The organism is Zoogloea sp. GW822-FHT05C07, assembly GCF_058800215.1.
Window position 1 is genome coordinate 637,816 of sequence record NZ_CM179510.1, and the last position, 13,753, is coordinate 651,568.

14 protein-coding genes are annotated in these 13,753 nt (G+C 67.9%); 10 read left to right on the forward strand and 4 right to left on the reverse strand.

The annotated features are described in order from the left end of the window. Positions 1 to 38: 38 nt before the first annotated feature. The 4 genes from AC3QL2_RS02955 (at position 39) to AC3QL2_RS02970 (ending at position 3,795) form a co-directional block, all read left to right on the forward strand. Positions 39 to 1,016 (forward strand): HlyD family secretion protein, encoded by a 978-nt coding sequence (locus tag AC3QL2_RS02955; RefSeq protein ID WP_493233868.1) that lies wholly within the window; start codon positions 39 to 41, stop codon positions 1,014 to 1,016. A 1-nt stretch (position 1,017) separates the two neighbouring features. Continuing rightward, positions 1,018 to 1,944, forward strand: coding sequence for an ABC transporter ATP-binding protein (locus AC3QL2_RS02960; RefSeq protein ID WP_493233870.1), 927 nt, complete (start codon positions 1,018 to 1,020; stop codon positions 1,942 to 1,944). A 4-nt stretch (positions 1,945 to 1,948) separates the two neighbouring features. Further along, a complete protein-coding gene (locus tag AC3QL2_RS02965) occupies positions 1,949 to 3,070 on the forward strand; it encodes an ABC transporter permease (protein WP_493233872.1) in 1,122 nt (373 codons plus the stop codon). Between the two features lie 152 nt (positions 3,071 to 3,222). Further along, positions 3,223 to 3,795, forward strand: a complete 573-nt coding sequence (locus tag AC3QL2_RS02970; protein ID WP_493233874.1) for an H-NS family nucleoid-associated regulatory protein — start codon at positions 3,223 to 3,225, stop codon at positions 3,793 to 3,795. Positions 3,796 to 3,857: 62 nt separating this feature from the next. On the opposite strand, the gene AC3QL2_RS02975 is transcribed toward AC3QL2_RS02970, so the two are convergent. Together AC3QL2_RS02975 and AC3QL2_RS02980 are read right to left on the reverse strand one after the other, a co-directional pair. Further along, positions 3,858 to 5,252, reverse strand: coding sequence for an exonuclease domain-containing protein (locus tag AC3QL2_RS02975; protein ID WP_493233876.1), 1,395 nt, complete (start codon positions 5,250 to 5,252; stop codon positions 3,858 to 3,860). Positions 5,253 to 5,256: 4 nt separating this feature from the next. Further along, entirely contained in the window at positions 5,257 to 5,730 is a 474-nt protein-coding gene (locus AC3QL2_RS02980; RefSeq protein WP_493233878.1) for a hypothetical protein, read from the reverse strand. Positions 5,731 to 6,174: 444 nt separating this feature from the next. On the opposite strand from AC3QL2_RS02980, the gene AC3QL2_RS02985 reads away from it, so the two are divergent. The 6 genes from AC3QL2_RS02985 to AC3QL2_RS03010 all read left to right on the forward strand — a co-directional run bounded on the left by AC3QL2_RS02985 (position 6,175) and on the right by AC3QL2_RS03010 (position 10,888). Continuing rightward, the gene (locus AC3QL2_RS02985; RefSeq protein WP_493233880.1) at positions 6,175 to 6,471 is read left to right on the forward strand and encodes a phenol hydroxylase subunit; all 297 of its coding nucleotides are present in this window, start codon (positions 6,175 to 6,177) and stop codon (positions 6,469 to 6,471) included. A 3-nt stretch (positions 6,472 to 6,474) separates the two neighbouring features. Further along, positions 6,475 to 7,476, forward strand: coding sequence for an aromatic/alkene monooxygenase hydroxylase subunit beta (locus tag AC3QL2_RS02990; protein WP_493233881.1), 1,002 nt, complete (start codon positions 6,475 to 6,477; stop codon positions 7,474 to 7,476). A gap of 14 nt (positions 7,477 to 7,490) precedes the next feature. After that, entirely contained in the window at positions 7,491 to 7,772 is a 282-nt protein-coding gene (locus tag AC3QL2_RS02995; protein WP_493233883.1) for an MmoB/DmpM family protein, read from the forward strand. Between the two features lie 16 nt (positions 7,773 to 7,788). Beyond that, positions 7,789 to 9,357 carry a YHS domain-containing protein gene (locus AC3QL2_RS03000; protein WP_493233885.1) on the forward strand — a complete coding sequence of 523 codons (1,569 nt, stop codon included), beginning with the start codon at positions 7,789 to 7,791 and terminating at the stop codon, positions 9,355 to 9,357. An 87-nt stretch (positions 9,358 to 9,444) separates the two neighbouring features. After that, on the forward strand, positions 9,445 to 9,810 hold the full coding sequence (locus tag AC3QL2_RS03005) for a phenol hydroxylase subunit P4 (protein WP_493233887.1): 366 nt from the start codon (positions 9,445 to 9,447) through the stop codon (positions 9,808 to 9,810). A 13-nt stretch (positions 9,811 to 9,823) separates the two neighbouring features. Then, a complete protein-coding gene (locus AC3QL2_RS03010; RefSeq protein WP_493233888.1) occupies positions 9,824 to 10,888 on the forward strand; it encodes an NADH:ubiquinone reductase (Na(+)-transporting) subunit F in 1,065 nt (354 codons plus the stop codon). A gap of 3 nt (positions 10,889 to 10,891) precedes the next feature. Here AC3QL2_RS03010 and AC3QL2_RS03015 read toward each other — a convergent pair whose 3' ends face one another. Both AC3QL2_RS03015 and dmpE read right to left on the reverse strand, forming a co-directional pair. Continuing rightward, a complete protein-coding gene (locus AC3QL2_RS03015) occupies positions 10,892 to 12,664 on the reverse strand; it encodes a sigma 54-interacting transcriptional regulator (protein WP_493233890.1) in 1,773 nt (590 codons plus the stop codon). A gap of 281 nt (positions 12,665 to 12,945) precedes the next feature. Continuing rightward, positions 12,946 to 13,743 (reverse strand): 2-oxopent-4-enoate hydratase, encoded by a 798-nt coding sequence (gene dmpE / locus AC3QL2_RS03020; protein WP_493233892.1) that lies wholly within the window; start codon positions 13,741 to 13,743, stop codon positions 12,946 to 12,948. Positions 13,744 to 13,753: the final 10 nt, after the last annotated feature.

The window sequence follows — 13,753 nt, forward strand, 5'->3', positions numbered from 1 at the left end:
CTGCGCACCCGCCGCAACGCTCCCACGGAAAGCCTGCCATGCAACGCCTCACCCGAACCCCGCTCCTGCTGCCGGCCCTCGGCGCCCTGCTGCTCCTGGCGGGCTGCAGCGGCAAGACCAACGACGCCGGCTTTCAGGGTTACGTGGAGGGCGAATACCTGTACCTGGCCGCCCCGCAGGCCGGCTATCTGAAATCCCTCGACAGCCCCCGGGGCAGCCGGGTGAAGGCCGGGCAGCTGCTGTTCGCCATCGCCACCGACCCCGACAGCCAGGCCCTGGCCGAAGCGGAAGCCCGCAGCGGCTCCGCGAAAGAGAAGCTGGAAAACCTCAAGGCGCCGCACCGGGCGCCGGAGGTCGCCGCCCTCGAAGCCCAGCTGGCCTCCGCCGTCGCCGCCCGCCGCCTGGCCGACACCCAGTTGGCCCAGCAGGACGCCCTGTTCCGCCAGCGCTTCGTGGCCCAGGCCCGAGTGGACGAGGCGCGCGCCAACCGGGACCGCAGCGTCGCCGCAGTCGAGACGGCCCGCCAGCAGCTGGAAACCTACCGCCTGGCCCTCGGGCGCCAGGCCGAGTTGCGCGGCGCCGAAGCCGATGTACAGGCCGCAACCGCCCAGGCCGCCCAGCGGCGCTGGGTCGTCGAGCGCAAGACGGTCAGCGCGCCGGCCGTCGGCGAGATCGCCGAAACCTACTATCGCCCCGGCGAATGGGTGCCAGCCGGCGCACCGGTGGCCAGCCTGCTGCCCGACAACCGACGCCGGCTGCGCTTCTTCGTGCCGGAAACCACCGTCGCCACGCTGAAGCCCGGCCAGGCCGTCGAAGCACGCTGTGATGCCTGCCCGGCGCCGATCCGCGCCACCATCGACTTCATCGCACCGCAGGCGGAGTACACGCCGCCGGTCATCTACAGCCGTGGCAGCCGCGAGAAGCTGGTGTTCCGCGTCGAAGCCACCCCTGCCGCCGAACAGGCCGCCAGCCTGCGGCCGGGCCTGCCGGTGGATGTCAGCCTGGCCGGGCACTGACATGGACGAGCTGGTCATCGACGTCACCGGGCTCAACAAGCATTTCGGCGACAAGCACGTGGTGCGCGACCTCGGCCTGCAGGTCCGCAAGGGCGAGATCTACGGCTTTCTCGGCCCCAACGGTAGCGGCAAAACCACCTCGATCCGCATGCTGTGCGGCCTGCTGACGCCGGACAGCGGCAGCGGCACCTGCCTGGGCCTGGACGTACTGAAGGACAGCGCCGCCATCAAGCGCCAGGTCGGCTACATGACCCAGAAGTTCTCCCTGTGGGACGACCTCAGCATCGTCGAGAACCTGGACTTCGTCGCCCGCATGTTCGGCATGGCCGACCGGCGCGAAGCGGTGGACCGGGCCATCGACGAGCTGGGCCTCGGCGGGCGTCGCAAGCAGCTCGCCGGCACCCTGTCCGGTGGCTGGAAGCAGCGCCTGGCGCTGGCCAGCTGCCTGCTCCACCGGCCGCGCCTGCTGCTCCTCGACGAACCGACCGCCGGTGTCGACCCGAAGGCCCGCCGCGACTTTTGGGAGGAGATCCACCGCCTGTCCGCAGCCGGCATCACCATTCTGGTGTCTACCCACTACATGGACGAGGCCGAGCGCTGCCACCGCCTGGCCTACATCGCCTACGGCAACCTGCTGGCCTCCGGCACCGCCGACGAAGTCGTCGCCAATTGCCGGCTCAACACCTGGGAGATCGCCGGCGAGGGCATTCACGGGCTGGCCGGACGCCTGCGCCAGTTGCCAGGCGTCGACCTGGTGGCCAGCTTCGGTACAACGTTGCATGTCAGCGGAACGGATGCCGCGCAGCTGGCAGCCAGCCTGCAGGCCCTGCAGAAGGAAACCGGCCTGGCTGCGACGCTGGTCGCCCCGTCCCTCGAAGACGCCTTCATCCACCTGATGCAACACACCGCTGACCCGCTGGGGAACTGACACCGTGGCCCGTTTTTCCTTTTCCCGCTGGCTCGGCATCCTGATCAAGGAATTCATCCAGCTCCGCCGCGACCGCCTGACCTTCGGCATGATCGTCGGCATCCCGATCATCCAGTTGATGCTGTTCGGCTTCGCGATCAATTCCGACCCCAAGCACCTGCCCACCGCGGTGGTGATGGCCGATCCGGGCCCCTTCTCCCGCGCCTGGGTGGCCGCCATGCGCAACAGCGATTACTTCACCATCGTCGGCAGCGTGGACGAACGCCAGGCCCAAGCCCTGCTGGACCGCAGCGAGGTGCAGTTCGTCGTCACCTTCCCGCCCGGCTTCAACCGCGACCTGGTGCGCGGCAAGCCGCCCACGCTGCTCGTCGAGGCCGACGCCACCGACCCGATGGCCACCGGCGGCGCCATCTCGGTGCTCAACAAGCTCGGTGCCGAAGTCTTCGCCGCCGACCTGCCCGGCTTACAGCCACCGGCCAGTCAGCTCGTGGACCTGCGCATCCACCGCCGCTACAACCCGGAAGGCGTCACCGCCTATAACATCGTGCCTGGCCTGATGGGCGTGATCCTCACGATGACCATGGTGCTGATGACCGGCCTGGCAATGACCCGCGAACGGGAACGCGGCACCTTCGAGAACCTTCTCGCCACCCCGGCCACGCCGCTGGAGGTGATGACCGGCAAGATCGTGCCCTACATCCTGATCGGGCTGCTCCAGGTCACGCTGATCCTGCTCGCCGCGCGCTGGATCTTCGATGTGCCGATGCACGGCAACCTGCTGCTGCTCTACGGCGTGGTGCTGGTCTTCATCTGCGCCAACCTGACCCTCGGCATCACCTTCAGCTCCATCGCCCGCAACCAGCTGCAGGCGATGCAGATGACCTTCTTCTTCTTCCTGCCGTCGATGCTGCTGTCCGGCTTCATGTTTCCGTTCCGCGGCATGCCGGAATGGGCGCAGACCATCGGCAATGTGCTACCGCTGACCCATTTCCTGATCCTCGTGCGTGGCATCCTTCTCAAAGGCAACGACATGAACATGCTGTGGGCGCAGATCTGGCCTATTCTCGCCTTCATGGCAGGCGTGCTCACCATCGGCCTGAAGACTTTCCGCCGGACGCTGGACTGAGAACAGGGCGTCAACAACCGCAAATCCGCGTAATGGATCAGATAAATGTTTCATAATGCCGAACTTGGCAGGATCACTGTGGCCTGCCCCGTTTTTGCCGAATCATGACCACCCGCCCCCGATCCGTCCCCGCAGAAGCCGCGTCGTCCTCCATGACAGAACTGAAGTCGTATTCGCTGCCCGAGCTCGAAGAACTCGCGGAACAGATCAAAGCCGAAATCCTCAAGCGGGAGCAGGAAGAACAGGAAGCCGTCCGGCGCCAGGCCGAAGAGGCTGAACGCGCCGCGCGGGCCGCCGAGGAAGAAGCCGCGCGCCTGGCAGCCGAAGCCGCCGCAAAGGCCGCCGCCGCAGCGGAAGAAAAGGCGCGTGCCGCGGCCGCCGCCAAGGAGCGCAAGCAGGCCGCCGAAAAGGCCCGCCGTGAAGCCGCGGAAGCCAAGGCGCAGGCGCAGGCGCAGGCCCAGGCCGAAGCGGAAAAAGCGAAGGAAGCCGCGCAGGCGGAAATCACCTTCGCGGAAGCCGCCCCGCCGGCTCCAGCTGAAGTACCGGAAGTGCCGCCGGTGCGCTTCATGCACCCGTCCAACCGCGCCCTCACCTGGTCCGGCGCCGGCCCCAAGCCCGACTGGGTCAATGCCTGGCTGGCCACCGGCGGCACGCTGTACGCCCTCGAAGTTGCCGCCGAGAAACTCGCCCCCAGACCCATTCCGGCCAGCCTCCGGCCGCGCTGAAACCTCGCCGGCGAAGATTCGCCGGTCCCCGTCCTAAAGCCCGCGTAAAAGTGTTTCGAGCATCATCGTGCTGACGGAAGCGGCACGATGTGGGCGCGTTTAAGCGCCTTCTGCAGGATCTTGAACACGTCGCCGTCGAAGGCCGGTCGGGCGCGTTCCAGCAGCGCGAACACCTCCGCCTCGTCCTTCGCCGTGCCCAGGTAGCACCAGTTGTCCACCACGTGCACCGCCGTGCCCTCGCGGATGCCCACCGGCCCGGCATGGGGCCAGGCGTCGACCTTCAGTTTCTGCAGCGCCATCATCAGGCGGGCGGTATGCATCGCGCGGCTTTCACCGCCGACACAGACGCCACGGCAGCGCTTCAGCTGGTAGCCGAAACAGGGCTGGCCGGACGGCTGCTTCTCGAGCCCGAGGCAGACCTGGCACAGGTTATGTTCTTCGGCCAGGCCGCGCAGCGTGCGCAGCGCCGTCGCGCGGCTGCCGAAAAAGCCGAACAGGTCGTCACCCCAGTTCTCTGTCAGGTCACGCGCGTACACCAGTTCGGGGCGTCGGCCGCCCTCGCCGTCCTCCACCAGCCGCCACGCGCACAAGTCGGACTGGCGGCGCAGGCGGCGGTTGTGGATCGGCTGGCGAGTTTTGACCAAGGACGCTTCCAACAGCAGGGCCTCGATCTCGCCGGCCGTCTCTATCCACTCGACCCGCCGCAGCTGCTGGGAGAGGGCCATCTCCTTGGCGTTGCGGTGGTCGGCGCTGAAATGGGACAGCACCCGTGTGCGGATGTCCTTGCTCTTGCCCACGTACAGCGGCAGGTCGTTCTCACCGAAGAAAAGATACACGCCGGGCCGCTCCGGCAGCTCGTCGAGGACCGACTCGTCCAGCTGCGGCGGCACCGACGGCCGGCCGGTCAGCCGCGCGATCTCGGCATCGATCCGCCCCTCATCGAAATGCCCGTGGATGTGCTGCCAGAACTGCCAGATCAGCTGGGCGTCGGCCAGCGCCCGGTGGCGCTCGCCGACCCGCAGGCCGTGCCGCTCGATCAGGCTGTCGAGGCCGTGACGCTTGTGCTCCGGATACAGGGCCCGCGACAGCTTGACGGTGCACAGCACCGGCGGCCGCAGGGCCAGCCCGGCCCGCTCGAAGGCGTTGCGCAGGAAGCCGTGATCGAAGCGCGCGTTATGGGCGATGAACAAGCGCCCGTCGAGCCGCGCATGGATGTCCGCCGCCACGTCGGCAAAGCGCGGCGCATCCGCCACCATCTCGTTGCTGATGCCGGTCAGGCGGGTGATGAACTCCGGAATGCGGCTGGACGGGCGGATCAGCTGCGACCACTCCCGCACGCCGTCCTCGTCCACCTCGACGATCCCGACCTCGGTGATTCCCTCTTCGGTGGCCGCGCCGCCATTGGTCTCGATATCGACGAAGGCCAGCCCGCGCCAGCGTCCGTTGGCAAGCTGCACCGGGTCAGCCCCGGCGCCAGCCGCCCGGCCGGCGCCGGGGCGCCGCGTCCTCTTCGGCGGGCTTGGGCTTCGGCATCAGCAGGTTCTTGCCGCCAACCGACTTGGACGCCTGGTGGGCGCGCACGGCCTCGGCCACCTGCTCCTCCTGCATGACGATGGACGGAGTCTTCTCCGCCGGCTCGTATTCGGAGAGCTTTTCCCGCAGCAGGAAGATCCGCTCGGCGGTGTCCGCCTTCTTCGGCAGGCGATGCACGAGCTGCACGCCGGCTTCCGTCAGCGCGTAGCGGCCGTCCACCTCGACGATCAGGTCGTGGGTCGCGAAACGGCGGAAGGCCTCGGCCCAGCGCGCCTCGGAGCCGACACCGCCGTCGAGCAAGTCCGCCGCCGCGACGATCTCGACCATGTCGGCCGGCCTCCGTTTGGTGGCAAGCAGCATGGACAACAGCAGGAGCGCATCGACATCTTGGATTGGATACATGGGTGACCTTGGAAAAAACGGCCCTGAAAGCCGGATGGAAACGGAAAACGCCGGCTGAACGCCACCGCGGGCGTTGTCCGTTTCGGAAATGAATGGGATCGGCCCGCATTGTAGATCCCTACGGAGCGCAGAGGTGCCCGAAGACGCATCCCGGCCTCTCCTGCTGTCCACCGCCGCGGTGTCGGGCGGCCCGGAATTGCGCTTGCGCATTTCCTGAAAACCGCCGCTGCCCGCCCCTCTGCCCGATTTGCGCAGTTGAGAAAATCACAGCCTCCGCCACCCTGGCGAGGGCTTTCTGCGCACCGTCACGCCCCGCACACGGACTCATATGAATCAATTACTTGAGATCGAAGCCAGCCTATTTGCAGCCGATCCGGACGGTGTGGCACAGGCGTTGCAATGGAGCTTTCCACGGCACCGGCAGAGTGCCTGACAGGAGACACCATGCAAGACAACGCCTTTTCCCCCGTGGGCAGCTTCAACCCCGCCCGCCGCTTCATCCGCATCCGCAATCAACGTGACGACGGCTTCGTCGAGTTCGACTTCGCCATCGGCGACGCCGAACTCAGCGTCGAACTCATCCTCCCCCGCGCGGCATTCGAGGCCTTCGCCGGCCTGCCGGGCACGGAGCGCATGAACGAGGACGCCGCCGCCCGGGCCTTCCGGCGGCAGCAGTCCTACCTCTACGGGACGCCGGACGGCGCACCCGAATCCCTGCACAACAACAATCAGGAGACTTGAACCATGAGCGTCGAGATCCGGGTCGCCAGCATCGACCCGATACGCCAGACCTTTGCCCGCACGTCGCGCCGCTTCGGCGCCGACAAGCCGGCCAGCCGCTACCAGGAAGCCAGCTTCGACCTGCAGCCCCGCGACAACTTCCACTACCGCCCGGTGTGGGACCCGCAGCGGGACATCTACGACCGCCGCCGCACCGCCATCGAGATGCGCGACTGGGACGACTTCCGCGACCCGCGCCAGTACTACTACGCCACCTACGTGCTCAACCGGGCCCGCATGCAGGAAGCCGCCGAGAAGAGTTTCGAGTTCGTGGACAAGCACGGCCTGATGGCCACGCTGAGCGCCGAACAGGTGCGGGACATCGAGACCCTGCTGCTGCCCCTGCGCCATCTGGAATGGGCCGCCAACCTCAACAACTGCTTCATCACCGCCTACTGCTTCGGCAGTTCCATGGCCCAGGGCGCCATGTACGCCACCACCGACCGCCTCGGCATCGCCCAGTACCTGTCGCGGATCGGCCTGCTGCTGGACGGCAACTCCGGCCAGTCACTCACCGACGCCAAGGCCCGCTGGCTGGGCGACCCGGCCTGGCAGCCGCTGCGCCGGCTGGCCGAGCGCTGCCTGGTGCAGAAGGACTGGTTCGAGCTCTTCGTCGCCCAGAACCTGGTGCTGGACAGCCTCGTCCATCCGCTGCTGTACGCCCCCTTCCACAGCGGCGTGGGCGACGCCGGCGGCGCCTACCTGGCGATGCTCACCGAGTTCATCAAGGACTGGTCCGCCGACAACCAGAAGTGGGTCGATGCCTGCCTGAAGATCGCCGCTGCCGAATCGTCCACCAACCGCGCCCAGCTGTCCGCCTGGGCTGCCGAATGGAAGGGCCTGGCCCTCGACGCCCTCGCCCCGCTGGCGCACTGCGCCGCCCACCTGGACGGCCCGGAACGCCTGGCCGCCGCCGCCCGCGCGCTGGACCAGCGCATCGCCAAGCTCGGCTTCGACGCCGCCTGAAGAAGGAATACCTGATGAGCTCCATTCAAAGCACTGTCTTCATGGCCCTGCAGACCAATGACGACACCCGCCCGATCATCGAGGCCCTGCAGCGCGACAACCCCGACGCGGTGATGCACCGCCTGCCGGCGATGGTCAAGATCGACGCCCCCCGGCGCCTGGTACTCAGGCGCAGCACCGTCGAGGAGATCCTCGGCACCGACTGGGACCTCCAGTCCATCAACCTCAACCTCATCTCCCTGTCCGGCAACGTGGACGAGAGCGAGGACGAAATGATCCTGCACTGGAACCGCTGACGAGGAGCCCCCAAGCATGAACACCCAAAACACCCGCCGTCCGGCCGGCAAGAAGCTGAGCCTCAAGGAAAAATACGCGCTGATGACCCGCGGCCTGGGCTGGGACACCAGCTACGAGCCGATGGACAAGGCCTTCGACCAGCTCGGCCTGGAAGGCATCAAGATCCACGACTGGGACAAGTGGGAAGACCCGTTCCGCCTGACCATGGACGCCTACTGGAAATACCAGGCCGAGAAGGAGCGCAAGCTCTACGCGGTGCTCGACGCCTTCCAGCAGAACAACGGGCACCTCAACATCTCCGACGCCCGCTACGTGAACACGCTGAAGCTGTTCTTCACCGGCATCACCCCGGCCGAGTACAACGCCCACCGCCTGTTCGCCATGCTCGGCCGCCAGTTCCCCGGCCCCGGCGCAGCGATCGCCTGCCAGATGCAGGCGGTGGACGAGCTGCGCCACGTGCAGACCCAGATCCACAGCATCAGCCAGTACAACAAGTACTTCAACGGCCTGCACGACCACACGGTGATGAACGACCGCCTGTGGTACCTGTCGGTGCCCAAGTCCTTCTTCGAGGACGCCATCTCGTCGGGGCCTTTCGAGCAGATCATCGCGATCTCCTTCGCCCTCGAATACCTGCTCACCAACCTCGTCTTCATGCCCTTCATGTCCGGCGCCGCCTACAACGGCGACATGGCGACCGTGACCTTCGGCTTCTCGTCCCAGTCGGACGAAGCCCGCCACATGACGCTGGGCCTGGAGTGCATCAAGTTCGTGCTGGAGCAGGACCCGGGCAACGCGGCCATCATCCAGCGCTACCTCGACAAGTGGTTCTGGCGCGGCTACAAGGTGCTCGGCCTGGTGTCGATGATGCTCGACTACATGCTGCCGAAGAAGGTTATGTCCTGGAAGGAAGCCTGGGAGATCTACTTCGTGCAGAACGGCGGCTCTTTGTTCAACGACCTCAGCCGCTACGGCCTGCGCATGCCCAAGTACTGGGAGCAGAGCGTCGCCGAGGCCGAGCACCTGTCCCACCAAACCTGGAACGCCTTCTACAACTTCTCCGGTGCCGCCGCCTTCCACGTATGGCTGCCGTCGGACGAGGACATGGCCTGGCTGGCCGAGAAGTACCCCGACACCTTCGACCAGCACTACCGCCCGCGCATCGAGCACTACCGGAAGCTGCAGGCCGAGGGCAAGCGCTACTACAACCCCAGCCTGCCGATGCTGTGCCAGACCTGCCAGACCCCGCTGATCTTCACGGAGATGCACGACCCCACGCGGACCAGCCACCGGCAGCTCGAGCACGACGGCGACACCTACCACTTCTGCTCCGACGGCTGCCGGGACATCTTTGCCGGGCAACCCGACAAGTACGTCAGCGCCTGGCTGCCGGCCCACCAGATCCTGCAGGGCAACTGCGTCGAGCCCGGCGCCGAGACCGCCGGCGATCCGGGTGCCGACGCGCTGCGCTATTTCCACGTGGTCGCCGGCCAAGACAACCTGGACTACGAAGGCTCCCCCGACGAAGCCAACTGGCTGCGCTGGAAGGGCCTCGACAAGACGCCCCCGGCCGCCGCGGCCTGAACGCCCAGGGCGCCCCCACGGCACCCGCCCTTCCCCAATCCATACAGACAGGTGCCGCGCCCACGAGCGCGGCCCATGGAGACACACATGCACACCCACGCGCAACAAACGTCCGTCCCGCCCCTGGTTCGCGACCGGGTCGACAATTTCCACGGCCAGCAACTGCTCTACGTCGGCTGGGACCACCACACGATGATCTGCGCCCCCATCGCGCTGCTCGTTTCCCCCGAGCTGCGCTTCGGCGAAGTGGTCGACAGCCTGCTGCCGGCCAGTGCCTTCGCATTGCACCCGGAGTGGCCGCAAATCGACTGGGCCCACGTCGAGTGGCTGCTCGCCGACCGCCCCTTCACGCCGGCGCGGGACGCCACGCTCGCCGCCCAGGGTCTCGGCCACAAGGCCTACCTGCGCCTGCGCACGCCGGCCCTGCGCGGCATCGCCGGCAGCGGCGCGTGAGCCGGGTGGCGCCATGAGCTACACGGTCACGATCGAACCGCTCGGCGCCAGCTTCGACGTCGAGGAGGGACAGACCCTCCTCGACGGCGCGCTGCGCCACGGCATCTACCTGCCCCACGCCTGCTGCCACGGCCTGTGCGGCACCTGCAAGGTCCGCGTGGTGGATGGCGAGGTCAGTCACGGCGACGCCTCGCCCTTCGCGCTGATGGACATGGAGCGGGACGAGGGACGCTGCCTCGCCTGCTGCGCCACGCCGGAAGGCGATGTCGTCATCGAGGCGGACATCGACGAGGAACCCGACCAGCGCCCGATCCCGCTGCGCGACTTCAGCGGCCGCGTCGCCGCGCTGCAGGACCTGACGCCCACCATCAAAGGCGTGACCATCGCCCTCGACGGCGACGGCCTCGACTTCCAGGCCGGGCAGTACGTCAACCTGGGCTGGCCCGGCCTCGCCCAGCCGCGGGCCTTCTCACTGGCCAGCGCGCCGGCCGACGGGCGCCTGGTCGAGCTGAACATCCGCCGCGTACCGGGCGGCGAGGCCACCGGCTACATCCACGAGCGCCTGCAGGTCGGCGATCCGGTCACCATCAGCGGGCCCCTCGGGCGCTTCTTCGTGCGCAAGTCCGATCCCCAGCCGATCCTCTTCATGGCCGGCGGCTCCGGGCTGTCCAGCCCGCGCTCGATGATCCTCGACCTGCTGCACAGCGACGGCGACACCCGCCCGATCACGCTGGTGTACGGCGCCCGCAACCGCGCCGAGCTGTACTACCACGCGGACTTCGTCGAGCTGGCCGCCCGCCATGCCAACTTCCGCTACCTGCCGGCCCTCAGCGAGCCCACCGCGGACTGTGCCTGGGACGGCGCCACCGGCTTCGTACATGACGCGGCGTGGTCACTGTTCGACGGCGACTTCCGCGGTCACAAGGCCTATCTGTGCGGCCCGCCACCGATGATCGAGAGCGGCATCCGCACGCTGATGAAGGGCCGCCTGTTCGAACGGGACATCCACACCGAGAAGTTCCTGTCCGCCGCCGACGCAGCCCAGCAAAACCGCAGCCCGCTGTTCAAAAACCTCTGAGGCTCACTCCTCCCTGTCCCGCTCCAGCCGGTAAGCCAGCTGGGCGCGGGACATGCCGAGCAGGCGCGCGGCGTGGGACAGGTTGCCGTTGGCGCGCTTCACCGCCTCGCGCATCGCGCCGCGCTCCAGCGCCTTGAGCGGCATCGCCAGGTCCAGGGCCCGCTCGACGAGGTCCTGCACTTCGGCGCCGTCGGGCTCTTCCACGTCCTCCACCTGGCTGGCCGGGCGCACCGCGCCGCGGGGGTCCATCGCCAGCAGCCCGTCGCCCAATGCCTCCTCGGCCTGGAACAGGTGGTGGCGGTCGATGGCGCGGTCTTCCTGGGCGAGGATCAGGCCGCGCTCGATGAGATTCTCCAGCTCGCGCACATTGCCCGGGTAGTCGTAGCCCAGCAGCGCCGCGATGGCCCGGTGGGTGAAGCCGGACACCCGCTTGCCGTGGGCCGCCGAGAACTTGTTGATGAAGTGATTGACCAGCAGCGCGATGTCGTCGCGCCGCTCGCGCAGCGGCGGAATGCGGATCGGGAAGACGTTGAGGCGGTAGTACAGGTCGGCGCGGAAGCGCCCGTCCCGTACCGCGGTGGCCAGGTCCACGTTGGTCGCCGCCACCACGCGCACATCCACCGCCCGTGACGACAAGCCGCCGACGCGCTCGATCTCCCGCTCCTGCAGGGCCCTCAGCAGCTTGGCCTGGGCCGGCTCGTTGAGGGTGCCGATCTCGTCGAGGAACAAGGTGCCCTTGTCGGCCCGCTCGAAGCGGCCCTTGCGCGCCTCGCCGGCGCCCGTGTAGGCGCCCCGCTCCACGCCAAACAGTTCGGCCTCCAGCAGATTCTCGGGGATCGCCGCGCAGTTCAGCGCAACAAAGGGGCCTTCCGCGCGCTTGCTGAGGCGGTGCAGCATCTTGGCGAAGCGCTCCTTGCCGACGCCGGTCTCGCCGAGCAGCAGCGTCGCCGCATTGGTGCCCGCCACCTGGCGCAGCTTGTGGCAGGCGGACAGGAAGCCGGACGAGGCACCGACCATGAAATCGCAGTCCGACGGGCCGGCCGGCGCGCCGCTGGCGTCCTCGAAAGGCGAACGGCGGCGCACCAGCGACGCATTGACGAAGTCCTCGGTGCGCAGGAAGCCCAGGTCGGCCTCCACGTCGCCCCACTCGTCCACCGGCTTGCCGATGATGTGGCAATGGGCGTGGCCGGCGCCGCGGCATTCCACCTCGCGGAACAGGATCGGGCGGCCGAACAGCGCGCTGTTGAAGCCCGACGCGTAGCCGGCCTGCATCCAGCACACCGGCTCGGCGGCGACGCCGGCGGCCTCCATGTGAGTGGTCGCCTCGACGGAGTCGTGCCAGATCTGCTCCACGTAATGCACGCCCCGCTCCACGTCGATGTCGATGCGGATCGGCTCCACCGCGACGAAGCCCTCCAGCGCGTGCATCTGCGGCCCCACCGCGAACACATCGATCAGCCGGCGGCTGCCGCGCAGCTTGATCGCCAGCGTCGCGTCGCGGGCGCCGGCGGAATAGCCGATGCGTGTGAACAGCGTCCGCGCCTTGTCCACGCCGAGGGTTTCCAGCAGCTCCCGGCGCAGGCCGGCGAACACCGACGCGCGCAGCAGCACGGTGCGTTCGTCGTCGAGCCAGATGCGCCCATCCTCCGGCGCGAAGCGCAGGCGCGCGGCGATGTCGCGCAGGTCCGCCAGGCGCGGCACCGTGCCCTGCCCGTCCGCCTCGATGCGGATCGCCGCGTGCTCGAAGCGGGCGTCCATGCCATGGTCCTTGTTCATGGGTCGTCTCCCCCGGTCTTTTTTTGTCGTCCGCCCATCTTAGGGCACGGACTGCCGTGGATAAAAAAATGCCCCGGGATGGCCGCAACATCCCGGGGCCAGGTCGACCGACCTGAGAGGAGAGGAAAGACTGAATCGGTCGAGGGAAACATCCGCCCCGGCATGAGCCTGCGGCCGGGGAGCCTCACCGACGGGCTAGTCGGTGAAGCGCAGGGGCAATGCGCCGGGCCGCTGGCAGCACGCGACGGCGGCGCCATTGCGGGACGGGATCACCCCGTCGTTCATACGGCGCTCTTGCCGGAGAAGTTCACGCGGCAGCTGCCGAGGCCGCTGATCGTGCACACCAGCTCGTCGCCGTCCTGCACCGGCACCAGCGGGGACTGGGAGCCGGACAGGATCACCTCGCCGGCCTTGAACGGGATGCCCAGCGGGCCGAGGGTGTTGGCGAGCCAGGCCACCGCGTTGGCCGGCGACCCCTGCACCGCGGCACCGGTGCTGGTGGAATGCAGTTCGCCGTTGCGTTCGAGCACCATGGTGGCGCCCGCCAGGTCGAGCTCGCGCGGATCGCCCTTGGCCTTGCCGAGCACGAAAACGCCGCAGGAGGCGTTGTCCGCCACGGAGTCCTGGATCTTGATCTTCCAGTTGCGAATGCGCGAATCGATGATCTCGAAGCACGGCACCACGTAGTCGGTGGCGCGGATCACGTCCGCCGCGGTGATCCCCGGCCCGACCAGGTCTTCCTTCAGCACAAAGGCCAGCTCGGCCTCCGCCTTGGGCTGGATCAGCGTGCCGAGGTCGATCGCGTCGCCTTCCTGGAACACCATGCCCGACGTGAGCTGGCCGAAGTCCGGCTGGAAGACGCCGAGCATGTCCTGCACGGCCTTGCTGGTGACGCCGATCTTCTTGCCGACGATGGTCTCGCCGGCGGCGAGGCGGCGGGCGATGAACGCCAGCTGGATGCGGTAGGCGTCCTCGATGGACAGTTCCGGCTCCCGCTCCAGCAAGGGCGGCACTGTCTCCCGGCGCTGCCACGCGGAAAAGAGTTCGGCCCCGTAATGTTCGATGGTCTTGCCATCCATATGAATTACC